General features: G+C 64.8%; 22 protein-coding genes and 1 tRNA gene. 3 read left to right on the top strand and 20 right to left on the bottom strand.

Going from position 1 to position 26,415, the window contains the following annotated elements; all coding sequences use genetic code 11:
• Positions 1 to 94: 94 nt before the first annotated feature.
• The 9 genes from ACZO3G_RS02275 to ACZO3G_RS02235 all read right to left on the bottom strand — a co-directional run bounded on the left by ACZO3G_RS02275 (position 95) and on the right by ACZO3G_RS02235 (position 10,824).
• Positions 95 to 943, bottom strand: coding sequence for a glycyl-radical enzyme activating protein (locus ACZO3G_RS02275; RefSeq protein ID WP_276872126.1), 849 nt, complete (start codon positions 941 to 943; stop codon positions 95 to 97).
• Positions 944 to 952: 9 nt separating this feature from the next.
• Entirely contained in the window at positions 953 to 3,022 is a 2,070-nt protein-coding gene (locus ACZO3G_RS02270) for a pyruvate formate lyase family protein (protein ID WP_276872124.1), read from the bottom strand.
• A 46-nt stretch (positions 3,023 to 3,068) separates the two neighbouring features.
• Entirely contained in the window at positions 3,069 to 4,247 is a 1,179-nt protein-coding gene (locus tag ACZO3G_RS02265) for an ROK family transcriptional regulator (RefSeq protein ID WP_101551879.1), read from the bottom strand.
• Positions 4,248 to 4,282: 35 nt separating this feature from the next.
• A complete protein-coding gene (deoC, locus tag ACZO3G_RS02260; RefSeq protein ID WP_276872121.1) occupies positions 4,283 to 5,047 on the bottom strand; it encodes a deoxyribose-phosphate aldolase in 765 nt (254 codons plus the stop codon).
• A gap of 6 nt (positions 5,048 to 5,053) precedes the next feature.
• On the bottom strand, positions 5,054 to 6,034 hold the full coding sequence (locus tag ACZO3G_RS02255) for an ROK family protein (protein WP_101553257.1): 981 nt from the start codon (positions 6,032 to 6,034) through the stop codon (positions 5,054 to 5,056).
• Positions 6,035 to 6,074: 40 nt separating this feature from the next.
• Complete coding sequence (locus tag ACZO3G_RS02250; protein WP_121586407.1) at positions 6,075 to 7,082, bottom strand: ABC transporter permease; 1,008 nt, start codon at positions 7,080 to 7,082, stop codon at positions 6,075 to 6,077.
• Positions 7,072 to 8,583 carry a sugar ABC transporter ATP-binding protein gene (locus ACZO3G_RS02245; protein ID WP_172439256.1) on the bottom strand — a complete coding sequence of 504 codons (1,512 nt, stop codon included), beginning with the start codon at positions 8,581 to 8,583 and terminating at the stop codon, positions 7,072 to 7,074. Before ACZO3G_RS02245 ends, ACZO3G_RS02250 begins: the two co-directional genes overlap by 11 nt.
• Before the next feature lie 38 nt (positions 8,584 to 8,621).
• Positions 8,622 to 9,626, bottom strand: coding sequence for an ABC transporter permease (locus tag ACZO3G_RS02240; protein ID WP_172439257.1), 1,005 nt, complete (start codon positions 9,624 to 9,626; stop codon positions 8,622 to 8,624).
• A gap of 124 nt (positions 9,627 to 9,750) precedes the next feature.
• On the bottom strand, positions 9,751 to 10,824 hold the full coding sequence (locus ACZO3G_RS02235; protein ID WP_276874764.1) for a sugar ABC transporter substrate-binding protein: 1,074 nt from the start codon (positions 10,822 to 10,824) through the stop codon (positions 9,751 to 9,753).
• A 278-nt stretch (positions 10,825 to 11,102) separates the two neighbouring features.
• Between ACZO3G_RS02235 and ACZO3G_RS02230 the strand changes: the two genes are divergently transcribed.
• The gene (locus ACZO3G_RS02230; RefSeq protein WP_276874760.1) at positions 11,103 to 11,750 is read left to right on the top strand and encodes a D-sedoheptulose-7-phosphate isomerase; all 648 of its coding nucleotides are present in this window, start codon (positions 11,103 to 11,105) and stop codon (positions 11,748 to 11,750) included.
• A gap of 74 nt (positions 11,751 to 11,824) precedes the next feature.
• Here ACZO3G_RS02230 and ACZO3G_RS02225 read toward each other — a convergent pair whose 3' ends face one another.
• The 9 genes from ACZO3G_RS02225 to ACZO3G_RS02185 form a co-directional block, all read right to left on the bottom strand.
• A complete protein-coding gene (locus ACZO3G_RS02225; protein WP_276874757.1) occupies positions 11,825 to 12,931 on the bottom strand; it encodes a substrate-binding domain-containing protein in 1,107 nt (368 codons plus the stop codon).
• A gap of 73 nt (positions 12,932 to 13,004) precedes the next feature.
• Complete coding sequence (locus ACZO3G_RS02220; RefSeq protein ID WP_207654190.1) at positions 13,005 to 13,970, bottom strand: ABC transporter permease; 966 nt, start codon at positions 13,968 to 13,970, stop codon at positions 13,005 to 13,007.
• Complete coding sequence (locus ACZO3G_RS02215) at positions 13,967 to 15,469, bottom strand: sugar ABC transporter ATP-binding protein (protein WP_101551895.1); 1,503 nt, start codon at positions 15,467 to 15,469, stop codon at positions 13,967 to 13,969. The genes ACZO3G_RS02220 and ACZO3G_RS02215 overlap by 4 nt, the downstream gene beginning before the upstream one ends.
• Before the next feature lie 2 nt (positions 15,470 to 15,471).
• Positions 15,472 to 16,629, bottom strand: coding sequence for a hypothetical protein (locus tag ACZO3G_RS02210; protein WP_276872413.1), 1,158 nt, complete (start codon positions 16,627 to 16,629; stop codon positions 15,472 to 15,474).
• Between the two features lie 42 nt (positions 16,630 to 16,671).
• The gene (locus ACZO3G_RS02205) at positions 16,672 to 17,712 is read right to left on the bottom strand and encodes an SIS domain-containing protein (RefSeq protein WP_158595588.1); all 1,041 of its coding nucleotides are present in this window, start codon (positions 17,710 to 17,712) and stop codon (positions 16,672 to 16,674) included.
• Positions 17,712 to 18,692: an N-acetylglucosamine kinase gene (locus tag ACZO3G_RS02200; RefSeq protein WP_276872410.1), complete on the bottom strand. Its 981-nt coding sequence runs from the start codon at positions 18,690 to 18,692 to the stop codon at positions 17,712 to 17,714. Before ACZO3G_RS02200 ends, ACZO3G_RS02205 begins: the two co-directional genes overlap by 1 nt.
• Before the next feature lie 21 nt (positions 18,693 to 18,713).
• Positions 18,714 to 19,433, bottom strand: coding sequence for a GntR family transcriptional regulator (locus ACZO3G_RS02195; RefSeq protein WP_276872409.1), 720 nt, complete (start codon positions 19,431 to 19,433; stop codon positions 18,714 to 18,716).
• Between the two features lie 42 nt (positions 19,434 to 19,475).
• Positions 19,476 to 20,324 (bottom strand): class II fructose-bisphosphate aldolase, encoded by an 849-nt coding sequence (locus ACZO3G_RS02190; RefSeq protein WP_276872408.1) that lies wholly within the window; start codon positions 20,322 to 20,324, stop codon positions 19,476 to 19,478.
• A 416-nt stretch (positions 20,325 to 20,740) separates the two neighbouring features.
• Positions 20,741 to 20,816, bottom strand: a tRNA-Thr gene (locus ACZO3G_RS02185).
• 184 nt (positions 20,817 to 21,000) lie between these two features.
• Here ACZO3G_RS02185 and ACZO3G_RS02180 point away from each other — a divergent pair.
• Positions 21,001 to 21,771 carry a type III pantothenate kinase gene (locus ACZO3G_RS02180; RefSeq protein WP_276872406.1) on the top strand — a complete coding sequence of 257 codons (771 nt, stop codon included), beginning with the start codon at positions 21,001 to 21,003 and terminating at the stop codon, positions 21,769 to 21,771.
• Between the two features lie 488 nt (positions 21,772 to 22,259).
• On the opposite strand, the gene ACZO3G_RS02175 is transcribed toward ACZO3G_RS02180, so the two are convergent.
• Positions 22,260 to 22,598: a hypothetical protein gene (locus ACZO3G_RS02175; protein WP_101551907.1), complete on the bottom strand. Its 339-nt coding sequence runs from the start codon at positions 22,596 to 22,598 to the stop codon at positions 22,260 to 22,262.
• Positions 22,599 to 22,830: 232 nt separating this feature from the next.
• On the opposite strand from ACZO3G_RS02175, the gene ACZO3G_RS02170 reads away from it, so the two are divergent.
• A complete protein-coding gene (locus ACZO3G_RS02170) occupies positions 22,831 to 25,083 on the top strand; it encodes a transglycosylase domain-containing protein (RefSeq protein ID WP_101551910.1) in 2,253 nt (750 codons plus the stop codon).
• A gap of 250 nt (positions 25,084 to 25,333) precedes the next feature.
• Here ACZO3G_RS02170 and ACZO3G_RS02165 read toward each other — a convergent pair whose 3' ends face one another.
• Positions 25,334 to 26,410: a hypothetical protein gene (locus ACZO3G_RS02165; RefSeq protein ID WP_276872404.1), complete on the bottom strand. Its 1,077-nt coding sequence runs from the start codon at positions 26,408 to 26,410 to the stop codon at positions 25,334 to 25,336.
• Between the last annotated feature and the right edge of the window lie 5 nt (positions 26,411 to 26,415).

Below are 26,415 nucleotides of genomic sequence, written 5' to 3'. Positions count from 1 at the left end.
CGGGGTCCAGCCGGGCGATCGTCTCGGCGATCATATCGGTATAAGCCTTTAAAAATGCCTGCATATCGGTTTTCCCTTTCGTCGCGCCCGGCCCTCAGGGGATGAAGACCGGGATGCCGTTTTCTTCAAAGACGCGCGCGAACGGCTCGAGCGAGGGGGTCTCGCGCGTGTAGCGGAAGGGGTATTCCTTCCCGAGCAGCTCGTATTTCGCGCCAGCCGTCTGGTGGTAGCGCAGCAGCTCGAGCCGCTCCAGCCCTTCGGCCCCCCTGAGCAGCGCCGCCGTGCGCTCCATGTTTTCCACGCTGTCGTTCACCTGCGGGATGACGGGGATGCGGATGATAAACGGCCGGCCGCTCTCCTTTAAGAGCGCGAGGTTTGCGAGGATCCGATCGTTCGACACGCCGGCATATTCCCGGTGCACTTCGCTGTCCGCGTGCTTGACGTCCATCATCACGAGGTCCACCCGCCCGAGCATCTCCCGGAAGACCTCCGCAGGCACGTGCCCGGAGGTCTCCACCGCGAGGTGCAGCGGCTTTAAAAAGTCCATCGTCTCAAAGAGGAACCCCGGCTGCGCCAGCGGCTCCCCGCCCGAAAAGGTCACGCCCCCGTTTTCCGCGAGGAAGGCGCGGTTTTTGAGCAGGATGTCCGCCAGCTCCCGGCTGGAAAGCTCCCGGGCCGCGAACCGCCGCAGGTTTTTGGGACAGGCCCGGATGCACTTCCCGCAGAGGATGCAGTGGTCCGGGCTGGGGCACACCGCCTCGCACGCGCCGCAGTGGATGCATCCGTTGCTCCCGCGCAGGACCTCCTGCGAAAAGGAGAGCCCCTCGGGGTTGTGGCACCACTTGCAGCGCAGCGGGCAGCCCTTGAGAAAGACGGTCGTACGGATGCCCGGCCCGTCGTGGACGGCGAATTCGTTGATGTCAAAGACCAGTCCCCGCTCCATGCCGCCGCCTCACAGGGTCATCGCGGCGCGGGCGATGATGTGGTCCTGGTACTCCCGGCTCAGTTCGACGAAGTAGCCGCTCCAGCCCCACACCCGCACCACCAGGTTGCGGTAGTTTTCCGGCTCACGCTGCGCCTTGCGCAGCAGGTCGGAATTGACGGCGTTGAGCTGCAGCTGGTGCCCGCCCATCAGGATGAAGGCGCGCACGAGCATCGCGACCTTGTCGATCGCCTCCTCGTTGCGGAAGACGCTGTCGTGCAGTTCGAGCGTCACCGGCCCGCCGTTGCACACCTTGCGCAGGTCGGGCTTGCAGAATGACTTGAACATCGACACCGGCCCGTTCAGCCGGACGTTGAGGCTGGGAGAATAGTTGGCGGGCAGCGGCTCCCCCCGCAGCCTTCCGTCGGGGGAGGCCCCCATGTCCTCGGACATCCACATGTAGTACATGGCGGAGCCGGTCCCGGGGCGGTAGCGGCCGCCGAACCCGTTGCGGTAGTGGGAGAGCACGCGGGCGTACATGTCGACCAGCCGCACGGCGATCCCGTCGGCGCGGTCGTCGTCGTTGCCCATCTTGGGCGCGTCGAACCGCAGGGTGTGGTGGAGATCCTCCCACCCCTCGAAGTTGCGCGCCACCGCGTCGATCAACTCGTGCGGCAGGACGCTGCCGTCGTCGTAGACGACCTTCTTGATCGCGGCCAGCGAATCGACCGCCGTGGCGATGCCCGGGCCGTGCAGGCCGAAATTGTTGTACTTCGCGCATTTGGAGATGTCGCGCCCTATGGAGACCGCCTGCTTGGAAAGCAGGGAGTGCATCGGCGAGGGGCGCGGGGCGGTGTTGTGGAAGACGGCGTCGATCCTCGCCATCTGCGCCTCCATCTCCCCCTCGAGGCAGTCCATGAACGCGTCGAAATCGGCGCACTCCTCCAGATGCTCCTCCATGCAGCGGTTGACCAGCTTCACAAAGGGCATCGCCTCGTAGTTGATCCCCTCCGCGCCGTACCCGGGGATGACGAACTCCCAGCAGCCCGCGACCGCGTAGTCGCGCGCGTCCTCGAGCTCGTAGCCCCAGCCGGCCAGCGCCGGGACGACGACGTCGTCGTTGCAGTACTGGGGGAAGCCGAGCCCCTTCTTCGTGAGGCGGCTGCCCAGCCGGAAGACCTCCATCGGCGTATTTTTGTCCACCCGCAGGTTGATCTTCGGGTCGATGACCGCCAGCTCTAGGCTCGCCCGGATGCAGAGCTCGCTCAGCTCGTTATAGGCGCAGTTTCCCTGCGCGTCTACGCCGCCGAGCACCATCGCCTGGCCGCTGTCCCCCTGCTGGATGCCGAAATAGATGTCGGTGTCCCGGTTGAGGGAGATGAAGAAGTCCTCCACCAGCTCGAGCGCCTCCTCCTTCGTCATGCCGCGCGCGCGGTCGGCGGCGAAGAAGGGGTACATATACTGGTCGAACCGCCCGAGCGGAGAATGGGTCGGATTCTCATAGCGCAGCGCGAAGTTGAGGAACTTCAGAAACTGCAGCGCCTCCAAAAAGCTTTCCGCGCCCTGCCGCGGAATCTTGGAGAAGGTACGGCGGACCGTCTCGTTGCCCTGCGCCTGCGCCGCGTCGCGGATGCGGTCGGCGAACGCCTCCAGCTCGTCGATAAGCAGGAGCTGGTTCTTCCAGAACGCGCGCGCCTCTTCCTCCTCCCCGCGCTCCCCGAGCCGGGAGGACACCTCGGCGCGCAGGCCCTCGAGCCCGACCGTGATCGCGTGGCCGTACTCCGCCACATTGTTGGAGATGCCGCCGATCGTCGGCTCGTTGAGCATGTGGCTGATCCGCCCGTCGAGGTACCCGTAGGAGCCGTGAGGAAACTCGGGCAGGCGCAGCATCACCCGCGTGCCCGCGATCCGCTCCCACGGGAAGACCACGATCTCTTCGCTTCGCATGACGCGCGCATGGGCGCGCGTCGCCTTCTCCTCGTCGCTCAGAGCGGGATCCGCGAGGATATCCGTCAGGTCGACGGGAATCTCCCGCCGCAGGCGCTTGTGGTCGCGGCGGTTGACAAAATAGTCCAGCTGCTTTTCAATATATTCAGTCATCGGGATGTCCTTTCCGCCCGCGGACGGCGTCCTGCCGGAAGGCTCTTCAGCCGTCCACCTTGAGCTGGGGCGCTTTGAAGAAATTTTTGACGATCATCGAGCAGCCGCCGAGCGCGAAGGTCCTGCCCGTCAGCTTGCCGCGCAGCACGCGCGGCTGGATGTCGGACGAGGGGCCCAGCAGCTTTTCGATGTTCTCTCGGACGATCGCGAAAAAGGTGCCGTCGTCAACGCAGTCCTCGATGATGACGGTCTGGATGTCGTAGAGGAGCATGGCGTTGACGACCGCCATCGCCAGTTTGACACCCGCGTCCCCGAGGACGGCCATCGCCAGAGGCTCCCCCTCCTGCGCGCGGGAGACGATCGTGTCGTAATCCGCGGGGCGCTCCGCCCCCCGCGCATAGTTGATTTCCACCGCGCCGGTGGTCGCGTAGCATTCGAGGCAGCCCCGCTGGCCGCACCGGCAGGCCGGCCCCTCGGGGTCGAGGACCGTGTGGCCGAGGTAGCCCGAGTTGCCGAAGCCGCCCTCGTAGCTCTTCCCGTTGAGGAAGACCGCCATGCCGATGCCCACCCGGCGCGCCACATAGAGGAAATTCTTGGGCAGCGCGGGCTGCACGGTGCGTTCGGCCGCCGCGAGCAGGTGGATGTCGTTGCGCACGGTGACGGGAACGCCCAGCTTCATCGACAGTTGGGCGGCGATGTCGCCGCCCTGCCAGATGTGGTCCATGCGGTCCATGCGCACGGCGAGGTTCCTGGCGATGTCCACCCGTCCGGGGATGCCCAGGCCGATCCCGATCAGGTTCTCCGTGGCGATGTTCAGCCTGCGCATTCCCTCGCGGATCGCGTTCACGAGGTTCTCCTCGATGTCCTCCATCGTCTCCCCCGGCAGGCAGTCCCACTCCTGGGAGTAGAGGACCTTCTCCCGCAGGTCGGAAAAGGCGACGCGCACCGGCGGGTACTCGAGGTCGACGCCCACCGCGAAGTAGCGGCGGAGGTTGAGGGTGTACATGATCGGCTGCCGCCCGCCCATCGATTCGCCCAGGCCGGCGCGGTAAATGAGGCCCCTGGTGTCGAGCTCCTTGAGGATGTTGAGCACCGTCGGCCGGCTCAGGCGGGAGAGGGTCACGATCTCCTCCACCGAAAGCGGGTCGTTTTTCAGCAGCACTGCCAGCACCAGATACTCGTTCGCCTGCTTGATGATCTTATTGCTGTTTGCCGCTTTCCTCATTTCACACAACACCTTTACAAAATACCTTTACAAATTCAGCAGTCCTGCTTTGGGGGCTGGTTATCCATCGACGCGGAATGGGCCTTGGCGTCCCCCGTGACGATCTGCGGCGTGCGGCTCGTCCCCAGCCGGTCTGCGCCGGCGGCGATCATCCGCTCCGCGTCCTCGCGGGTGTTGATATTGGTCGACGCCTTGATTTTCATCGTGTCCCCGACCGTCTGCCGGATCAGCCGGACGTCCCGCTCCCGCGCGCCGTCCGTTCCGAAGCCGGTCGAGGTCTTGACGTAGTCCGCGCCCGCCTGCTGGCAGAGCAGCGACGCCGCGACGATCTCCCGGTCGGTGAGGTAGCAGGTCTCGATGATGACCTTGACCTTCGCGCGGCCCGCGGCCGCGGCCACGACCCCGGCGATATCCCGGCGGACGAGCTCGTAGTCCTTTTCACGCAGGGCGCCGATGTTCATCACCATGTCCACCTCGTCGGCGCCGTCCTCAACGGCGAGCGCCGCCTCCATCGCCTTCACGCAGGAGCGGTTGGCTCCGAGCGGGAACCCGATGACGGTGCAGGTGTAGAGCCCGGTTCCCCGCAGCAGCTCGTGGACGTAGGCCACGTGCACCGGGTTGACGCAGACCGAAGCGGCGCCGTAGCGGACGGCCTCCTCGCAGAATTGTTTGACCGTCTCCCGGGTCGTGTACGCCCGCAGGACGGTGTGGTCGCAGTATTTGCCCAGTGGCTTCTCCGCGGCCTTTCCGGAGGGAAAAACTTCCTCCCTGACCTGCTCAATTATACCATTCTTCTCCATGGAATATCAACAGCTTCCTTTCCTGATAAGTTCGGGGTGCCCCGCGCAGTAGACCGCCCCGGCGATGACCGCGTCGTCCATCATCACGCTCTGTTCGATCGTGTAGTGCCCGCGGCAGGAGATGAACGCGATGCGGTCGGTGTATTCGCGCACCCGGTCGAGGAGCAGGCCGCCCATCTTGGCGACGCCGCCCCCGATGATGACCAGCTCGGGGGACATCAGCGTGAGGACGTTGCTCAGCCCGATGCTGTAGCTCCTCGCGATCCGGTCGACCTCCTCCAGCGCGAAGGGGTCCCCCGCGCGGGCCGCGTCCTCCAGCATCCGGCAGCTGATCCCCGCCGGGTCCCCCCCGCACATCTCCATGATCCGCGAGCCCGCGGGGACATATCCCGGCCGGCGCAGCCGCCGCTCGATCCCGAGCCCGGAGCAGATCTCCTCCACCCGGGTCATCGCCCCCGGCTCGGGCGACTGCCAGTCGGGGATGTAGGTGTTGCCGAAGTAGGCCGCGCCGTAGCCGACGCCGTCGTAGTAGACCCGGTCGATGAAGAAGGCACCGCCGATGCCGCTGCCGATGTTGGTGTAGAAGACGTTGCCGGCCTCCTTCCCCCTGCCGAGGTAGAGCTCGGAGAAACCGCCCGAGACGGTGTCGTTGAGGACTTCCGCCGGCATCGAAAAGGTCTCTTCCAGCCACCCGCGCAGCGGGAAGTCCTCCCAGCCGGGCACCTGCACCGAATTGAGGGTCCTGCCCGTGCTGCTTTCGATCTCCCCACCGAAGCCGGCCGCGAGGGACCGGACCCTGCCGCCGAACCGCTCCTCCATCCGCAGCAGCTCGGGGACCTTAGCGGACAGCCAGTCGAGCACGTCTTGGGCCCCGCGGGGCAGCGGGATCTTCCCGGTGATCGTGTGCAGCAGCCTGCCGTCGGCGGTGCCCAGCGCGGCCTGCTGCTTGGTCGCGCCGATCTCAATGCCGATATAGAGGTTTTCCATCATGCCATGACTCCTTATCGGGTGTAATGTTTGCCTGCGCTCAGCGCAGCTCGCCTTTGTAGTTCACGCTGTCGAGCAGGACCGCGACGAAGATGATGAGGCCCTTGACGATGGTGTAGGAGTAGGGGGACGCGTTGAGCATCGTCAGCCCGTTCATGATCGTCTGGATCAGCACGATGCCGATCAGCGCGCCGGGGATGATGTTCCCCTTGCCTCCGAAGAGGCTCGTGCCGCCGAGCACCGCCGCCGAGATCACGACGAATTCGTTGCCGTAGGAGAAGCTCGAATAGACGTTCGCCACCTGGCCGGCCAGCAGCAGCGCGGCGATGCTCGCCGTGATGCCGCAGAGCAGGAAGGCGAGGAACTTGACCCGCGCCGTGTTGATGCCGACGCTCTTGGCCGCGGCCTCGTCGTTGCCGACCGCGTCGATGTGCCGCCCGAAGGGGGTCTTGCGGTAGAGGAAGGCGAAGATGAGCACCATCACGAGTTGCAGGATGACCACCACCGGGAACCGGATGGGGCCGACGACGCTCTGGGAGAAGGGGGACAACTCGCTCATGTAATAGACCTTGGAGCGGGAGATGATGAGCCCCAGCCCGCGCGCGATGCTCATGGTGGCCAGCGTGACGATGAAGGAGACGATCCCAAATTTGCCGACCAGCAGGCCGTTGAAGGCGCCGAACACAGCGCCGATGCACAGCCCCACGAGCCAGACCGCGAGGATCGCCCAGCCGTTTCCGGCCAGCCCGTTGTCGCGGAACTTTTCGAGCACCAGCCCGCAGATGACGCCCGTCACGTACATCACCTGCCCCACCGAGATGTCGGTGGAGGCGGTGGAGAGCACGAACACCATCCCGAGCACCGCGATGCCGAGCGGCGCGGCCTGCTGGAGGATGTTCAGGATGTTCGAGAGGGAGAGGAAGTTGTCGCAGACGACGCTGAAATAGACAACGACCAGCAGGAAGATGACATAGACCCCGTACTTTGTCGCAAGGGCCAGGAAATTCCCGGAGCTCCGCCGTGCGGCGGCCGTCTGGTTAGCCGGCATCCGAGATCCCCCCTTCCAGCGCGTATTGGATGATCCGTTCCTGGTCGAACGCGGCCTTCGGGATATCCGCGACGATGCGGTCCCGGTACATGACGAGGATCCGGTCGCAGATGCCCATGACCTCCTCCATCTCGGAGGAGACGAGCAGCACCCCGCAGCCCTCCCTGGCCAGTTCGTTGATATAGGTGTAGATTTCGTACTTCGCGCCCACGTCGACGCCGCGCGTCGGTTCGTCCATGAAGAACACCTTCGGTTCGCTGGCCACCCATTTGGCGATGACCACCTTCTGCTGGTTGCCGCCCGAAAGGTTCTTGACGAACTGCCGCTGCGGGTCGGAGGTCTTGACGGTCAGCTTCTTCACAAGGTCGAGCGCCGTCCTTTTCTCCCGGCTCCGGTCGACCACGCCGAGCGCGCCGGTCATCCGGTCGAGCACGACCATCGTGACGTTCTCCTCGATCGTCTTGGGCATGATGAGCCCCTCCTGCCGCCGGTTTTCGGTGACGTAGGCGATCCCCTCACGGATGCACCGGGTGGGCGTGGGACGGGTTAGCGCCTTGCCCCTGACGAGGATTTCGCCCCCCTCCGAGGGTTCGGCGCCGAAGAGGGAGCTCAGCAGCTCGGTACGCCCCGCGCCCATCAGGCCGAACATGCCCACGATTTCCCCGCTGCGGATTTCGAGGGAGACGGGCGACCTGCTGCCGCTGCGGACGAACTCCCGCACCTCGTAGATCGGCTCGCCGATCTCCTTTTCGATCGTCGGGTAGACCTGGTTCATCTCCCGGCCGACCATCAGCCGGATGATCTCCCGTTTGTCCAGCGCGCTGTTCTGGAAGGTGCCCACCGAGTTGCCGTCCCGCAGGACGGTGGTGCGGTCGCACAGGCGCATCACATCCTCGAGGATGTGCGAGATGTAGATGATCGAGACGCCCCGCGCCTTCAGCCCCCCGATGACCTCGAAGAGCTCCTCCTTCTCCTTGGGGGAGAGGGAGGTGGTGGGCTCGTCGAAGATGATGATCTTCGCGTCCTTTTCGAGCGCCTTGGAGATTTCAACGATCTGCCGCACGCCCATGGGCAGGCTCTCCACCCTGGTGCGGGGGGAGATGTCCAGGCGGAACAGGTCGATGTAGACCTGCGCGCGCTCCTCCATCTTTTTGTTGTCGACCGACAGCCCCCTGCGGGGGAAGCGGTCCACAAAGAGGTTCTCCGCCACCGTCAGGTTGGAGAAGAGGCTGAACTCCTGGCGGATGAAGGCGATGCCCGCGCGGGTCGCGTCGTTTGGGGTGGCGGGCGTGTAGACTTCCCCGCCGAGGCGCATCGTCCCGGAGTCGAACCCGTAGACCCCGCCCAGGATCGACATCAGCGTGGATTTTCCCGCGCCGTTCTCCCCCACGAGCCCCAGCACTTCCCCGGGGCAGAGATCCAGGTTCACGCCGTGGAGGACTTCCGCGCCGTAAAAGCTCTTATGGATATTGTCCAGCTGCAACAGCGGTTGACTGCTCACAGACCGACGACCTCCTATATTGGATTCCGCGGCGCCCATCAGGCGGCCGCCGCGGCGTAGTTTTTCCTTCGGTTGGAAAGGATATCGGCCAGCGCCGCTATGATCACGATGAACCCCTTGACGAGGCTGAGCACATACCAGTCCATACCCAGCAGGTTCATCACATTGCTGAGCATCGTGATGAAGATGACGCCGTAGAGGGTGTGCTTCGCGCCGCCCGAGCCGCCGAAGATGCTCGTGCCGCCGATGATGATGCTGGACATGATGTCGATGAACATCTTGTCGCCCAGGCTGGAGATGCCCGCCTGGTTGCGCGCGGTCAGCACCACGCTGGCCGCGCCCGCGTAGATCCCGCTGAGCAGGAAGAGCAAAAACACGACCCGCTTGACGTTGATGCCCGAGATGTGGCAGGATTTCGGGTTGGTCCCCACCAGCAGCACATGCCGGCCGAAGATCGTCCGGGTCATGAGCCAGTGGGAGACGAGGAAGACCGCCGCCGCGATGACGATCGGCAGGAAGAACGCCTTCTCGCCGCCGATGCGGTAAAAGGCGGAGGGCAGCCCCATGATGGACGCCTTGTCGGTGACCTTGCTGGTGAAGTAGATCGCCATCCCGCTGAAGAAGAGCTGCGTCGAAAGGGTGACGATAAAGGAAGGCATCTTCAGCTTCACGACGGAGAACCCGTTAATCGCGCCCACCGCCGCGCCGATGGCGACCATCACGACGATCGCCAGCAGGATGGAAAGCCCCGTCCCCTTGAGGGGGGAGAGCGCCATGATGTACGCCCCCACCACGCTCGAGAGCGCGAGCACCGACGTGGAGGAGAAGTCGAGGCCGCCGTTGAGCACCGTGAAAGTCACGCCCAGCGAGATGATCAGGAGATCGCAGGTCTGCAGCAGCAGGTTCTTGAGGTTGTACAGGGTTGCGAAGTTGGGGACAAAGGCCGCCGACAGCACAGCCATGGCGATGATGACCAGCAGGATGGGGGACCCCAGCAGCCGGCCTGCCACGCGCTTTTTGTCAAACGTCTCTTTTAAGCTCATAACCATTCTCCTAACCTCTGGCGGATATTCGTCCGTCCGGCGCCGCGCCGCGCGGGAGCGGCGCCGGACGGATTGCAAAAACATTTACCGGTCTGCGCCGGGGACTCCCCCGGCCGGGAGGCGCTTACTTGGAGGAGTAGGCCACGTAGCCCCAGATGTCGCCCTTCACGTCGGCCCAGTTGTCCAGCGTGGCCACGATGCCGGGGTCGAGGGCGTTGAGCTCGGCCGGCTTCTCGCCGTTCGCGAGCTTGATCGCCCAGTTCATGCTCTCCGCGCCCATGAACCGCGTGTCGTTGACCGCGCCGCAGTCGACATAGCCCTCTTCCATCATCTTCGCGAAGGTGGAGTCGCCGTCGAAGGTGACGATGCGCACATGGTTGGGATCGGAAGCCGGCACCCATTTGCCGAGGGGCTCAAGCACGCTCTGGATGGTGGTGAGCATCGCGTCGGACGGGGTGATGATCAGGTTGATGTCCGGGTCCTTCTCAAAGGCGTTCTGGAGTCCCGCGTACGCCTGGTCGACCTTCCAGTCGGTGGGGATCTCCGCGACGATCTCGAAGCAGTCGGGATATTTCTCCAGGGCCTCCTTGTGGCCCTGCTGGCGCTCGAGCGCATTCTGGTCGCCGAGGCTGCCGACGAGCAGAACCGCCTTGTACTTCTTGCCCTCCTCCTGGGCCTTCTGGGCAACCCACTCGACCGACCCGGAGGCCAGGGAGATGTTGTCCACGAGGACCTGCAGGCTCGGCAGCGCCTCGTCGCCCATCACCGCGCGGCTGACCATGATGATCGGCACGCCCGCCTCGTTGCACTTCTTGACGGCCGCCACGATGGCGCCGCCGTCGCGCGCGCCGCAGAGGATCGCGTCGCAGCCCTGCGCGATCAGGTCCTCGATTTGCTGGTTCTGCTTGTTCGCGTCGCCCTCGCAGAGGCGCTGAATCACTTCGGCGCCCGCCGCCGCGGCGGCCTCGTTCATGTTGTCGATTGTGGAGACCCAGAAGTCCGAGTCGATCGTGTCGAGGGATACGCCGATCTTCAGGGCCTTCGCGGGCTCCTCGGCGGGTGCCGCGCTCTCGGCAGGGGCCGCCGCGTCTCCGGCGGGGGCGGCGGGGGCGGGGGCCGGGCTCCCTCCGCAGGCCGCGAGGCCCGCCATCAGGGCCAGCGCCAACATGACTGCCAACAGCTTTTTCATCTTTTTCATCCTTTTACGCTCCTTTTACATACTTATTTCATATGCCCGCCGCGGTTCGCGGCGGGCATCCTGAACCATCATAAGACCGGACCGTCGGATTCGTAACCATTTTTGTAAATATACTTTACTTATGTTTCTAGTTTTAGCATACTCCCAACGGACAGTCAACATATTTTCAGGATTTATGGATAGAATTACAATTCTTTTTGCCGTTTCCCGTTGACAATCCACAAACTTCTGTATACTATATATGTAAAAGTAGTTTAACATAAAGGAGCGGAGCCATCTTGAAAGACAGCACCAGGCAGATCCTCGACACCCTCTTCGCCCGCTACCCCCTCTCCTGCTGCGAACGGGAGGTCCTCGGCGCCTTCACGCTGCTGCACGGCTGCTTCACGTCGGGCGGCAAGCTGCTCGTCTGCGGCAACGGCGGCAGCGCGGCCGACAGCGAGCATATCGTCGGCGAGCTTATGAAGGGGTTCCTCCTTCCCCGCCCCCTGACCGCGGCGCAGAGCCGGCGGTTCGAGGAGGCGCTCGGGAGCGAAAGCGCCTACCTCGTGGGGCACCTCCAGCAGGGCCTGCCCGCGATCTCCCTGGTCAGCCAGAGCGGGCTGGTCACCGCCTACGGCAACGACGTCGCGCCCGACATGGCCTTCGCCCAGCAGGTCTTCTCCTACGCGCGCCCCGGCGACCTGCTGCTTGGCATCACGACCTCGGGGGCGTCGGTCAACGTGCTCCACGCCCTGCGCACGGCGAAGGCCGTCGGCATCCCCTCCATCCTGCTGATGGGCGGCCGCAACCGGCAGAACGCCGCGCTGGCCGACGTCGCCGTCTGCGTGGACGAATCCGAGACCTTCAAGGTGCAGGAGCTGCACCTTCCCATCTACCACGCGCTCTGCGCCGCCGTCGAGGAGGAGCTCTTCGGCGGCTCCTGAGCGGACCGGGCAAAAAGGAGGGCCCGCGGGGACGGTCTGTCCCCGCGGGCCCTCCTTTTTTTGGGGGCGTCGCGTTATTTTGCATCCTCGCCCATGATCTCTTCAAAGTTTTCCGCCGTCACCATGACCGCGCTGAACGGATAGACGCCGTAGGCCTTATCCGTCTTGTACTCCTCAAAGATGGGCGTGCCGTTGGCGATCTTCTCATAGAGCGCCTTCACCGACTCCTGTCCGGGCACCGACGCCTGGATGTAGGCGGAGGCGATGAAGCAGGAGTAGTCCTTGCGGAACTCGTCCTTCGCGTGGTAGCCGCCCAGGCCGATCACGACGGCGTCCTTGTCGAGGCCCGCCTGCTCGAGCGCGCGGGTCGCGCCCTGCGCGCCCTCGTCGTTGGCCGCGGTCACAAACCAGCGCTTGATCTGGGGGTTGGCGGTGATGGTGGCCGCGGCCGCGTTGTAGCCCTCGTCGGACGAGCCGCCGCCATAGTCGATGCGGATGATGTTCCCCTCGGGGAACTCGGGGAACGCCGCCTTGAAGGCGTCGTACTGCCCGTCGGAGCGCGGCACGCAGCTTGTGACCTTCTCCATCGCGAGGATCATCATGCCGGTGGTCTCCGGCTCGGTCATCAGCTCGTTTTTGCCGATGTAGTCGGCCAGCCATTCACCCATCGTCTTGCCCGAGAGGTAGGAGTCGAGCTCGATGGCGGGCGCGAGGTAGTTGCCCGCGTCGTCGATGAGCGGGACGTCGACCGCCACGACGGGGATGCCCGCCTCGGCGCACTTGTCCACGGTCATCTTGCTCAGCTGCTGGTCGCAGATGTTGACGATAAGCCCCTGGATGTCCTGCGAGAGGACGTTGTCCAGCACGTTGACGTAGACGGAGGGGTCCTCCTTCGAATCGCCCACGATGAGCGGCTCCATGCCGAGCTCCTCGGCCGTGGCGGTCGCGGCGGCCGCCTCCTGGATGAACCAGGACTGGGTCATGTCGCGGTAGATCGCGGCGATCTTGATCTTCTCCCCGGAAGCGGGCGTCTCGGCGGGCGCGGGGGTTTCCCCGGCCGGGTCAGCCGCGCTGGCGGGCGGGGCCTCGGGAGCGGCCGGTTCGGGCTGCGCGGACGAGCATGCCGGTAGGGCGAGCACCATCAGGAGGGTCAAGAGCAGTGCGGTGAGCTTTCTTTTCATTACGTTCTCCTTTCCACATCGGGTTTTAAAATACGAATCTGATCGTCATCCCTCGCGGGAACATCGGATGGGGCTACCCCTCCCTTCGCTGCTTTCTATAGAAGTCGAAGGTCAGTGCAAACATCATCAGCAGGCCGCGCGCAACGTCCTGCCAGAAGGTGGAGACGTTGAGCAGCAGCAGGCCGTTGTTGAAGCCCTGGAGGATCAGCACCCCCAAAAAGGTCCCGCTGAGCGAGCCGGTCCCGCCGGTCATCGCGATGCCGCCCAGCACCGAGGCGGTGATCGCGTCGAAGTCGACGTCGCTCGCCGCGCCCGGCTGCCCGGTGTTCATGCGGGAGGCCAGGATGATCCCCCCCAGCGACGCGAGGCAGGAGGAGAGGATGAACAGTCCGCGCTTGACCGCATCGGCGTTGATGCCCGCCAGCCGGGCGGCGGCCGGGTTCCCACCCACCGCGTAGACGTTGCGGCCGAAGCGGGTCTTGGAAAGCGCGACGCCCCAGACGAGGAACATCACCACGAGGATGATCACCGGCAGCGGGATCCCCAATATGCGGGTGATGCCGATTTTGATATAGGTGTTGTGGCTGATGAAGACGGGCTTGCCCGCGCAGATGATGTAGGCCAGCCCGCGCGCGATCGACATGACCGCGAGGGTCGCGATGAACGGCTGGATCTTCAGCGCGTTCACCTGGAAGGCGCTGACCGCGCCGAAGAGCGCGCCCACCGCCACCGTGATCAGGATGATCAGCAGGATCGGCATCCCCCGCTGGGCGAGCAGCGCGGAAAAGACGCCCGCGAACGCCGCGATCGCGCCGGGGGAAAGGTCAATCTGGCCCGCTATGATGAGGTAGGATTCGCCGATGGCGATCAGTCCGCTCAGCGACGCGGCGGTCAGGATGTTCAGCAGATTTTTCCCGGTGAGAAAGCCGGGCTTCAGAATGGTAAAGACGACGCACATCAGGATGAGGACGACGAACAGCCCCAGCAGATTGGAGGACAGCGCCCGCCTGCTCATCTCCCGCAGTTTCGACTCTTTCAAGTGGTTCCCTCCCTGTTATCCAGCATTGCGTACCGCAGCACCTGCTCCTCGGTGGCGGTGCGCCCGTCGAGCTCCCCGGCCACCCGCTGGTTGCGCATCACGACGATGCGGTCGCTCAGGCCGATGATCTCGGGCAGCTCGGAGGAGACGAGGATCACCGCCACCCCCTGCGCCGCGACGTCGCAGATCATCCGGTAAATCTCCGCCTTCGCCCCCACGTCGATGCCCTTGGTCGGCTCGTCGAGGATGAGAATCTCCGGCTTGGCGGAGAGCCAGCGGGCGAGCAGCGCCTTCTGCTGGTTGCCGCCGCTGAGCTGGTAGATCGGCTTTTCAATCGAGGAGGTCTTGATCCGGAACTCCTCCACATAGTCCCTCGCAAAGGCGTTTTCCCGCCGGCTGCTGATGAACGGCCCCCTGCACAGCCCGCGGAGCACCACGACGCTGATGTTGTCCCTCACCGGCCGCAGCGGGAGGATCCCCTGCTGCTTGCGGTCCTCGGGGCAGTAGGCGATCTTCTGGTCGATCGCGTCGCGCGTGCGGCGGATGCGGCAGGGCTTCCCCCGCAGCTCGATCTCGCCCGCCTCGGCCGGGACCGCCCCGAAGAGCGCGAGCATCACCTCGGTGCGCCCCGCGCCCACAAGCCCGAAGAACCCGAGGATCTCCCCCCGCCGCAGCGAGAAGCCGACGTCGGCAAAGCCTCTGCCGGTGAGCCCCCGCACCCGGAGGATCTCCTCCCCCGACGGTTCGGCGCGCACGAGCCCGCTGAACATGCCGCCCACCGGACGGCCGACCATTTCGCTCACCAGGCGGTTTTCGTCGGTGTCGGCGGCCCGGTGCTCCGCGATGAACTCCCCGTCCTTGAGCACGACGATCTTGCTTGCGAGCCGGAAGATCTCGTTCATGCGGTGGGAGACGTAGATGACGATGAGCCCCTTTTCCCGCAGCCGGTCGATCAGCGTGAAGAGCACCTGCGCCTCCTTGTCCGAAAGGCAGGCGGTCGGCTCGTCAAAGGCGAGCACCTTGGGCCGCCGGGAGTAGGCCTTCATGATCTCCACCATCTGCTGCATCGCCACCGAAAGGTCCCGGACCTTGTCCCCCGGGCGCAGCGGCAGCCCGAATTCCGCGATCAGCTCCCGCGCCATCCGGTTGAGGGCGGGAAAGTCGACCCGCCCGCCCCTGATGGGCAGGTTGCCGACAAAGATGTTCTCCGCCACGCTCAGGTCGGGGAACATCTGGCGTTCCTGGTAGATCAGCCCGATGCCGGCGGCGATCGCCTCCTGCGGGCTGGAAAAATGCCGCTCCTGCCCGTCGAGCAGGTAGCTTCCGGACGTCTGCTGGTAGTCGCCGTTGAGGATTTTCAGCAGGGTGGACTTTCCGGCGCCGTTCTCCCCCACGAGCGCGAGCACCTCGCCCCCCTCCACGGAAAAACTCACCCGGTCGAGCACCCGGACGCCCGCGAAGGATTTGCAGATTTCCCGGAATTCCAGTGTATGCTTCATGGTCATTTCTCCTTTGGCATCTCCGCGAAGGCGCGGACCGTCTCCTCCGGCGCGGCCAGCAGGTTCCACGAGGCCACCGCGCCCGCCGCGCCGCCGCGCGCCGCGCGCCTCACGCTGTCCCCGACCTGGCCGGCCGTGACGGGCGGCCTCCCGGGGACCGTGTGCAGCTCCATCCCCGCGAGCACCTCGCAGGCGCAGAGCGCCCGCGCCGCAGCGAGCTCGGCGGAATAGCACGCCCCGCCGCCCTCTTCGGGCCGCGCCCCCGCCGCTTCGCAGAGCGCGCGGAAGTAGGCCTCCTCCCGTCCTGCGGGCGCGAACGCGCGGGCGATCCCCCGCAGCTCGTAGAAGATCCCGGCGGGCGTGTCGGTATAGCGGTAGAGCATCGGCTTTACAAAGTCCGCCTTCTTGGAGAGTGCCCCGTAGTCCTGCCCCACAAAGGGCGCGAGCAGCGGCGAAAAGAGATCGAGCCCGACCGCGAGCCCACGCTCGTGGAACCAGTCGGCCAGCCGCCCCGCGAGGGCGGTGACCAGTCCGGCGCGACAGTCGAGATAGGCCGCGAACGCCGGGTCGGCAAAGCGGTAGCGCCCCTCCCGGCGGCTTTCGATCCCGAGCGGCTTTTCCTCCGCCCGCAGGCGGTCGCGGCACGCACGCAGCATCTCCTCCGTCAGCCCCGCCGCCCCGTAAGCCTCCCGGCAGGCGGGGCAGAGGCAGGAAAAGAGCGCCTGCGGCCCCGCCGAGGGGGCAGGAAAGCGGATGCGGTCGAGGAACACCCCGTCGAACTCCGCCCAAGCGAACCGTTCCTCATAGATTTCCAGCAGGAACCGCCCGGTGTCCCGCCGGGTGGGACAGCAGAAATCGAACGTCTCGTCGCCGTCGAAGCGCGCGCCGCCGAGCGGCTTTCCGCCGAACCCCTCGACGCCCCGGAAGGGGCGCAGCTCCCCGAACTCCGAGAGGACCGGGAGCCAGAGATAGAGCTTCAGCCCCCGCTCCCGTGTGAAACGGCGCAGCCACCGATAGGGCTCCGGCCGGACGGTCCAGCCGGCGATCACGCCGGCAAACGACTCCGCGCGTTCCATCGGGTCCAGCGCCGCGCGCATGGCCTCCTCCGAAACCGCCCGTCCCCCGGGCCCGCCCAGATAGAGCTGTACATACTTTTTCATCGGCTTCCTCTCTTCCACAAGCGCCGCGCCGTTTCACACGGCCTAGTCCAGCGAAATGTAGGGATCCAGCCCGTCGGGCATGTCGGGGTTGTGGCCCCGTTCCACCGCCTTATAGAAGGCGATCATCTGGCAGAGCGCGATGAACGGCAGGCCCCACGCGGCGTAGTCCGCGATCCCCCGCACGGGGAAATAGAAATCCGCGCCCCAGATGTTCTCCTCCTGCGCGCCCAGCGCGGCCACGGCGGCGCCGCGTTTGCGGATATCCGCCACCATCTGCTTCTGGTAGCTCTCCTCCCACGGTCCCATCGCGGCGATGACGAGCTTTTTGCCGTCCGCCACGACGATCGGGCCGTGCCGGTAGTCAAGCAGGCGGAAGTATTCCCCCCGCAGCATGCAGACCTCGGTGAAGGCGAGCGCGCCCTCCTTGGCGATCCCGCAGAGTTCGCCGTCCGCCAGGACCGTGACGTTGTCCCAGCCGACGGAGGCGATCCGCCGGCAGTCGCCGCTGTGGCCGGAAATCCACGCCCCCTGGCCCTCGACCGCCCGCCCAAGGCTCTCCCGGAGGCTTTCGTCGCCGCTGTACACCGTGAAGAGCTCCAGCAGGGCCGCGTAGAGGTTGGTGACGGTGCGCGTCTGGCAGACGCTCTCGTCGAACGCCCAGGGCAGCTCGAGCAGCAGGTCGGTCCGCCCGCGCAGGCTGCTGTCCGCCTTCATGGTGATCCCCAGCGTCCGGAAGCGCGCCCGCTGCTTCATCCGCTCCAGCGCGAGCAGCACCTCGCTCGTCTCCCCCGAGCGGGAGAGCGGGAGCACAAGCGCCCCCTCAAAGAGCCCGGCGTAACGGCCGGGGGCGAGCATCACCTCGCCGCCCGCGAGCGCGACCGCCTGCGTCCCGCCCCGCACGGAGAAGAGGTGCGCCGCCCCGGCGGCGAGCATGTAGCTCGAGCCGCAGCCCAGAAAGACGAGCTTTTCCGGCCGGTCCTCCCGGAGCGCCGCGCGGATGCCGCCGGCATATTCCTGCAAATACCGCGCCGTCCGCCCGAGGGCGCGGTCCTGCGAAAAGATTTCCTGTTCGATTGTAAACATCATTTCCGCTCCATTTCTTCAAAGCTCTTGAGGGTCTCCGCGATCTCCGCGGGATCATCGCGCCCGTCCGCCTGCGCGGCCAGCAGCACGCCCCCGCACAGCGGCGGCAGCGCCGGCGGCGTGAGGACCGCGCCCATTTCTCCGAGCAGCCGCCCGAACGGCGCGAGGATCCGCGCTCCCGCCCGGTAGACGCCGCCGTAGTAGGAGACGCGCACCGGCTCCCCCTCCGGGAAATCCAGCTGCCGCAGCACGCCGCCGGCCGTCCGCGCGAGGGCCCGCGCCGCCTGTTCGTAGAGCCGCGCGGCGTCCCGGTCCCCGGCCTCGGCGGCGCGGCAGAGCAGCTTCTGCACCGCCGCGATCCGTTCCCGCCGGTTCTCCAGGTTTTCGCGGTAATAGCGGATCACCTCGTAATCCGATTCCAGCCCCCACTCGGCCCGGAGCAGCTCGTAGAGCGGCCCGCGTTCCCTGCGGCGGTCCGCCTGCTGCGCGAAGAGCGCCAGCGCCTGCCGTCCGAGCCAGTAGGCGGAGCCTTCGTCCGAAAAGAATTCGTGCCAGCCGTTCGCGCGCGCGGTTTTCCCGCCGGGATCCCGTCCCATCGCGATCGCGCCCGTGCCCGCCACGACATGCACCCCCGGCCCCAGCAGCAGCGAACCGGCGAGCCCCAGCTCGACGTCGTTGCAGAGCCTGTGCGCGCAGGGCAGGACGCGGGGGAGCCGCCGGGACACATAGCCGTCGAACGCCCGGTCCTCCCCGTAGCAGGGGATTCCCCAGACCGCGCACGCCACCTCGTCCTCCCCGGCCGCCGCGTCCCGCAGCAGGAGCCGCGCGCCCTCCTCGAGCAGCTCGCACACGCCCTCCTGCCCGATGTAGGAGTAGGTGCAGCCGCCCAGCCTGCGGCGGGCCACCGGGCGCCCCGCCCGGTCGGTCAGCAGGAAATCTGTCTTGGTCCCGCCGCCGTCCACGCTCAGGTAATAGTTCATTTTGTTCCTCCCGGATCAACGTTACTTCAGTTCCACCGTGTAGACGAAAAAATCCCCCTTGATGATGTTGATCGTATACTCGATGCACCGCTCCCCGCTGAAGGTCGTCCGCTCAATCTGGATGGCGCTCTCCTTCGGCTTGATGAGGAGCAGCTCCGCGTCCTCGGCGGAAACCTGGACGAGCCGCAGCTTTTCGACCGCGCGCTGGGGGATGATGTTGTAGGTCTGCATCGACCCGTACAGCCCGTGCTCCCGGATCAGCTCCCGCGTCATGCCGGGATAGACCGCCGCCGGGATGAAGGAGGTCTCCACCGTGTAGGGCTGGCTGCGCGCATAGAGGCAGCGCACCAGCTTGTACACCCGGTCCCCGGGCGAGATCAGCAGGCTGCGTGCCAGCGCCTCGTCCGCTGTGACGGTCTCGAAGGAGAGGATCCGGTTGGTGTGGGGAATCCCCTTGGCGGCGAACTCCTCCCGCAGGCTGTAGAGCTTGGTGAGCTTCTGCTCGATCTGCCGCACCGCCACAAAGGTGCCGCGGCCCTGCTTGCGGTAGATGTACCCGTCCTCCTCCAGCCGCTTGAGGGTGTCCCGCACGGTGATGCGGCTGACCCCGTACTGCGCGCACAGCTCCCGTTCGGGCAAAATCTTGTCGTGCGGCTTCCAGCAGCCGGAATTCATCTTTTCCACGAGGGCGTCGTAGAGCTCCTCATATTTGTACTGGGTTCCCGTTTCCTTGTGATTCACGCCGATTCCAGCTCCCTTCTCTTCTGTCTCTGCCCCGATCCGCTACGCCCGCCCGTTTGAACCGCACAGGCGGATTTTTTCGACGCACAGCCGTTCCACGGCCTCCCGGCCCCGGCCGAGGTATTTTTTGGGGTCGATGACCTCCCGGTCCCCCTCCATCGTTTCCCACACGGCCGCGGTCATGGCGGCGCGCAGCTCGGTGGCGAAGTTGACTTTCGCGATGCCCAGCCCGATCGCCCGGCGGATCATCCCGTCCGGGAGCCCCGAGCCCCCGTGCAGGACGAGCGGGACGGAAACCAGTCCGCGGATCTCACCCAGCAGCGCGAAATCCAGCCTCGGCTCCCCCTTGTAGAACCCGTGCGCCGTGCCGATCGCGGGGGCGAAGAGCCCGACGCCCGTCTCTTCCGCGAACGCCCGCGCCTCTTCCGGGTCGGTGAGGGCGGCCTCTGGAGCCGCGGCGGAATCCTCCTTGCCGCCGACCCGCCCGAGCTCCGCCTCCACCGTGAGGCCCATCGGACGCACGGCCTCCACCACCCGTCCGGTCAGGCGGAGGTTTTCCTCATAGGACATCGCCGACCCGTCGAACATCAGCGAGGTGTAGCCCGCCCGCGCGGCGCGCATCACCTCGTCAAAGGAATTGCTGTGGTCGAGATGGAGCGCCACCGGCACCGGCGCCTCCTGGGCCAGCGAGGCGGTCACGGCGACCGCCTCTTCCATCCCCCAGTAGCGCGCAGTCGGCAGAGTGGTCTGCAGGATGACCGGGGAGCCCTCCCGGCTGGCCGCCTGGATAATCGCCTGCGCCATCTCCAGATTCTCCGCGTTGAACGCGGGGACCGCATAGCCCTCCCGTTGGGCTTTTCGCGTCATCTCACCGGTCGATACAAAGGACATCTCTCCGCCTCCATATGGTCATATTTTGATATATCCATATTGTGCATAATGTGTTTAAATCTTAAATTAATAAAAATTTATATGTATATTAAGCTCATGTGGTATTGTTATAATAATACCACTTTCGGCGTTTGTCAACCCCTTTTTCGACATTTTCCGGTACTGGGAAATCATCCCTGCCGCCGGTCGGGCGCGCCCGGGCCGGGGTCCCCCCGGGCAAATCCGCCGAAAAAGGCCCCGGGCGGCGGGTTGCCGTCCGGGGCCGATAACAGTGTTTGGCAATGGGTTCCTGTCCCGATTTATCGCGCAGGGCTGCGCGGCGTGAGCTTCGGAGGAGATGAACGACAAATCCAGCCCCGCGGAGAGGGAACGAAAAAGCAGAAAACCCGCAAGGCGTCTTGCCTTGCGGGTTTTCCTGGAGCTAGTAGTCGGACTCGAACCGACGGCCTGCGCATTACGAATGCGCTGCTCTACCAACTGAGCCATACTAGCAGCTGATGCCTAAATAGTATAGCATCCCGCACGAAAAACGTCAAGAACCTTTGCATAAATTCTTCCCGCGCGGGGCAAAAAGTTTTCGTTGACGAACGCTCTCCCCTGCCTTATACTGGTTTGAGAAAAGACGGCTCGGCCGCCGTCTTTACGCCGGGCGCGCCCGGAGGACGGAGGAAACAGGATGCTGCTTGCAATTGATATCGGAAACACCAACATGGAATTCGGCATATTCGACGGGGAGCGGCTCGCGGGCTCATTCCGGCTGGGGACCAACCGGGACATCACCTCCGACGAGGTGGGGCTCTTCACCTCCCAGTTTTTCCGTGAAAACGACTTTGACCGCAGGGAAATCGAGGACGTGGTCATTACCTCGGTCGTGCCGCAGGTGATGTATTCAATCAGCAACGCGGTTAAAAAATACTTCTACGGCAAAGTCCCGCTCGTGGCGGGGGACAACCTCCCCTTTCAAATCGAGAACCGCTACGAGCAGCCGAAGGAGGTCGGCGCGGACCGGCTGGTCGCGGCGGTCGGCGGCTTCCACAAGTACGGCGGCCCGTTGATCGTGGTCGATTTCGGCACCGCGACCACCTTCGACGCGGTCGACGCGCGGGGCGCCTACCTCGGCGGCGCGATCTTCCCCGGCATCCGCATCTCGATGGAGGCGCTGTTCACCAAGACCGCCAAGCTCCCCCGCGTCGAGTTGGTTGCGCCGGGGCGTGTCATCGGGCGCAACACCGTGGCAAGCCTCCAGGCTGGCGCGGTATACGGCTATGTGGGCGCGGTGAGCAGCATCGTGTCGCGGATGAAGGCGGAGCTGGGCGACGACGTAAAGGTCGTCGCGACCGGCGGTCTCGCGCGGCTGATCGGGGATGAAACGGGCGTCTTCCACGCGATCGACCGCACCCTCACCCTCGACGGGCTGCGGCTGATCTATGAAAATTTCCGCAAATAAGCGAAAAAGAGCCAGTCGCCCGGCTGGCTCTTTTTCCCGTGCGCCGGCGCGAAAACAAAATAAAAAGCGGCTGCATGCGCAGCCGCTTCAGGCAGATTAGAGAGAGATTTCCGGGCTGATCAGACCCGACGCCATTTTAAAACTGATTTTTCAGGAGGAGGCTTTACCAGAGCCCTTACCCTGTATTTATTATATCCCCGGAGGGGTTCCGATTCCGCCTTTTTTGATTACAAAGCGGTTACAATTCGGTTACAGCCTCCCGGGAAAAATGACAGAACCGTAACAACGCCCTTTCCCTCTCAACCGCTTCCTTTTTCCTCCAAATCCTTGGCCTTGACCGTGATCCTTCCGTCCCTACGAAAATCCTCCGCCCACCGGCGCGGAGACGGCGGCGCAAAGATGGCCGTGCACTTTCGCATAAAAATCCCCTTTTTCCGCCACTCTTATAAAGGAGCGGCGGAAAAAGGGGGAAGCCCCGCATCGATTCTTCAGCTGATATAGTCCTCGATGAGCGCGGTCAGCTTGTCGTAATCCTTGACGCGCACCCCGCGTTCCAGCTGCTGCTGATCGTACTCGGGCAGGGTGCGCACGTAGACGTCGAACACGAGGTCCGGCTCCACGAGGTCGTCGGTAAACACCGCCAGCTTGCCGTCGTAGCTGCGCAGCAGGTAAGGATAGCCGGAGGTGTCCTCCGAGGGAAGGGCTTCCGCGGAGGCCCCGGAGGAAAATTCCGCGGGGGATTCCTGGGGCAGGGCGTAGACCACCCCCACGGTGAGCAGGGAAACGGCGACAATCCCCACCAAAGTCAGCAAAATCGCATTGCGCATAAGAACGCACCTCTTTGATTCGTTCAAGATTCCGGGAAGACGGATTCGTTTACAATATTTTGGACACAGTATAGGCAGAATATACAGATTGATGGAATTGTTGCTTTCCCGCGCCTTTTCGCGGAAATTCGTTTAAAAAACCGTAACACTTTGCCTTTCGATTGTGGTATACTATAGGATATGCTAAACTGCCGGAGTGTGACTTTTTCCTGATAGATGGGAGGATTCTGTTTTGGGATCTCGCAAAGATAAAAAGGGCGGGGGTGTCATCCGAGGCACCCTTGCGAATATCGGGCGGGTCATCGCCGCGCTGATTATGGTGGGGATCATCACCGGATGCATCATCGCGTCGGTGCTGACCGTCTACATCCTGCGCTATATCAACTCGGACGAGGAGATCAGCTTAAGCGACCTGAACCTGCGCTACTCCACCATCCTCTACACCGAGGAAACCGATCCGGAGACGGGCGAGCCCAAGGTGCTCCAGCAGCTCCAGACCACGGAAAACCGCATTTGGGTTTCACTGGATAAAATCCCCAAGCACATGCAGGAGGCGGTTGTCGCCATCGAGGACCAACGCTTCTGGACGCATCAGGGCGTCGACTGGAAGCGCACCTTCGGCGCGTTCGTCAACATGTTCATCCCGATCTATCCCACCCAGGCCGGCGGCTCGACCATCGACCAGCAGCTCATCAAAAACATCACCGGCGACAACGAGGTGCGTATCGAACGCAAGGTGCAGGAGATCTTCCGCGCCCTCAACCTGGAAAAACGCTACTCCAAGGACCAGATCCTGGAGGCCTATCTGAACACCATCTACTTCAACAACGGCGCCTACGGCGTGCAGGCCGCCGCGAACACCTATTTCGGCAAGGACGTCAGCGAGCTGTCGGTCGCCGAGGCCGCGTCGATCATCGGCATCACCAACGCGCCCGGCGCCTATAACCCGCTGGCCCATCCCGAGGCGAACAAACGCCGCCAGGAGAACATCCTCTTCGCGATGCACGAGCAGGGCTACCTCACCGACAAGGAGTACGAGGAGGCGCTCAACGAAAAGCTTGAATTCAAGACCGAGTTCGCCGCCTCCCGCGTCAACCCTGTCTACAGCTATTTTACCGACTATGTGATCGATCAGGTCATCGACGATCTGATGGAGCAGTACGGCTACACCAACCAGGTCGCCCAGCAGATGGTCACAAGCGGCGGTCTGCGGATCTATACGACCGTCGACGAGCGGGTGCAGGACATCGTCACCAACTTCTACAGCGACGTCAAGAACTTCCCGACCGTCACCAACGAGGGCGAATATCCCCAGTCGGCCGCCGCCATCCTCGACCCGAACGGCAAGATCATCGCCCTCGCGGGCGGCATCGGCGAAAAACGCGGCATGCGTGAATTTAACCGCGCGACCGACGCCTACCGCCAGTGCGGTTCGTCGATCAAGCCGATCTCCGCCTATTTGCAGGCGGTCGAACGGGACGTGGTCACCTGGTCCACCAAAATCGACGACGGCCCGGTCGACCTCGGCACCCATACCCTCGTCAACCACTATTCCGGCTACCTCGGCCCCATCACGGTCGACGAGGCGCTTCAGCGCTCCACCAACACCGTCCCCTATAAGCTGATTCAGCAGATCGGCCCCAAAACCTCCTTTGACTTCCTCACCGAGAAGCTCGACATGTATTCCCTCGTCGACCGCAAGGTCACCGACAGCGGCATCAAATCGGATATCGACGTCTTCCCGATGGCGCTCGGCGGCCTGACCGACGGCGTTTCTCCGCTGGAAATGGCGGGCGCCTACCAGATTTTCGCCAACGGCGGCTATTTCACCCGTCCCTACGCCTACACCCGCGTGCTTGACGCGGACGGCAACCCCATCCTCGAGCGGGACACCACCCCCCGCCGCGTCATCACCCCTGAGACGGCCACGATCATCAACCGCCTGATGCAGCGGGTCACGACTGGACCGCATGGAACGGGCGGGCGCGCCCCCTGGAACTCGGCGAGCTTCCCCGTGGCGGGCAAGACCGGAACCACCGACGACGACAAGGACCAGTGGTTCATCGGCGACACCCCCTACTATGTCTGCGCGATCTGGATGGGCTACGACGAGCCGGAGCGCATCCGTTACACCGGCGTCTGGTATCCGCCGCCGGAGGTCTACCGCACGCTGATGCAGCAGGTCCACGAGGGCCTCGAGCCCAAGCAGTTCCCCATCTGGGGCGATGTGCAGCAGGCGGAATACTGCACCGAATCGGGCGACCTGGCGGGCGACAGCTGCGCCACCACCGCCACCGGCTGGTACAAGACCACCAACATGCCGCCCGTCTGCACCTACTGCGACGCGATCGGCGCGGAGGACCTCGACGACCGCCGTTCCAGCGACGACGATGACGACGACCGCGGGCGCAGCTCCTCCAGCAAGAGCGGCGGCCTCATCCGCCGCTCCCCGAGCGGCCTGCGCATCATCGATAACGACGACTAAAAATGCGCGTCATTTGCGGTTCCTGTGCGGCAATGTACAGACGCATTTCACGGGCAGGGGGCGGGCCGCCCCCTCCCGTGTGCCCATCCCTGACAGACTGCAATAAAGGAGCGGCCGCCCGAAATGGGCGGCCGCTCCTTTTTTTCATTTCCATGGCGCAAGCGGGACACGCGTGCGCCTCACGGGCGGAGGGCAAGCCGTCCTCCGCCGTGTGCCCCCGCCCGGCAAGCTCTCTGCGTCTTCCGTTCCCTCAGGAGAGCGGCGAATAGCTCTGGATGATCTCATAGAGCCTGCGGTCGAAGTAGGCGGGCGGCAGGTACCGCCCGGGGTCGAGCGGGAGGTTGCGGGAGCTGTCGTAGAGCACCGCCGAAACCTGCTGGCGCTCGATCTCGACGACCTCCACGCCGCGGGCGCGCAGCTCGTCGAAGGCCGCCGCCTCCCTGTCGGTATAGACCCGCTCGAGCCCGGCGAGCAGCCCGGCGCAGGCCTCGCTGAGCACCGCGCGTTCATAGGCGGTGAGAGACGCGAGCGACTGCTCGTTCGCCCCCAGCCAGAGCGGCGCGGCCGCGTGGTAGCTCTTGATGAAGAAGAGGGTGTTGGGGTCGGCCTCAAGGGCGAGCGCCTGCTCGGTATCCACCTCGATCGTGTCGACCGTCACCTCCTCAGCGGGGCCGTCCGCCCCCTCGGGGAGCAGCTCCGCCTGCGCGCCGAGCATGTTGGGGATGGCGGAGGCCGAATAGGGCAGCACCCGCGCGCCGAGCGAGGAAAAGACCGCGAGCTTGTCCGCGTTGTCGGTGCGCAGCGCCGCGGCGATCCCCTTGTAGTCGGAGGGGGTGCGCAGCTCCCCCTTCGTCGAGACGAGAAAGGCGCTGCCGGAGTAGAAGGCGTTCAGCAGGCGGATCCCGCGCGGCTGGAGGCCGGTGTTGAGCCGCCCGAGCAGCTCCTCCGAATTGAGCGCGAGGCTCAAATGCTGGTGGTCGTCGTAGAGGAAGGGCAGCGCGAAGGTCGAAAAGCGTTCGTCAAGCTGGGCCATCTGCGCGTTGCGCAAAAAGGCGAGGTCCGCCTCCCCGCCCGTGAGCGCGTCGGCGGGCGCCTGCCCGGTGCGCACGTCTATGACGAGCTGCCCGCCACTCAGGCGCGCGGCGTCCGCCGCGAACGCGTCCGCCTGCTCGAGCACGACCTGGTCCAGCGTGTTGGGCACCAGGAGGGTCAGCACCCGCACGACCCGCATCGGCTCGGATTCCTGCGTCCCCGGTTCCATCGGCGCGCAGGAACAGAGCAGCGCCAGGCTGAGCGCCAGCGCCAACGCGCGTCTTCCGATTTTCATGCCGG

The sequence above is a fragment of the Anaerotruncus sp. genome, assembly GCF_057433415.1.
The sequence above is the reverse complement of the archived record's forward strand: the minus strand, read 5'-3'. Positions and strand labels throughout refer to the sequence as shown.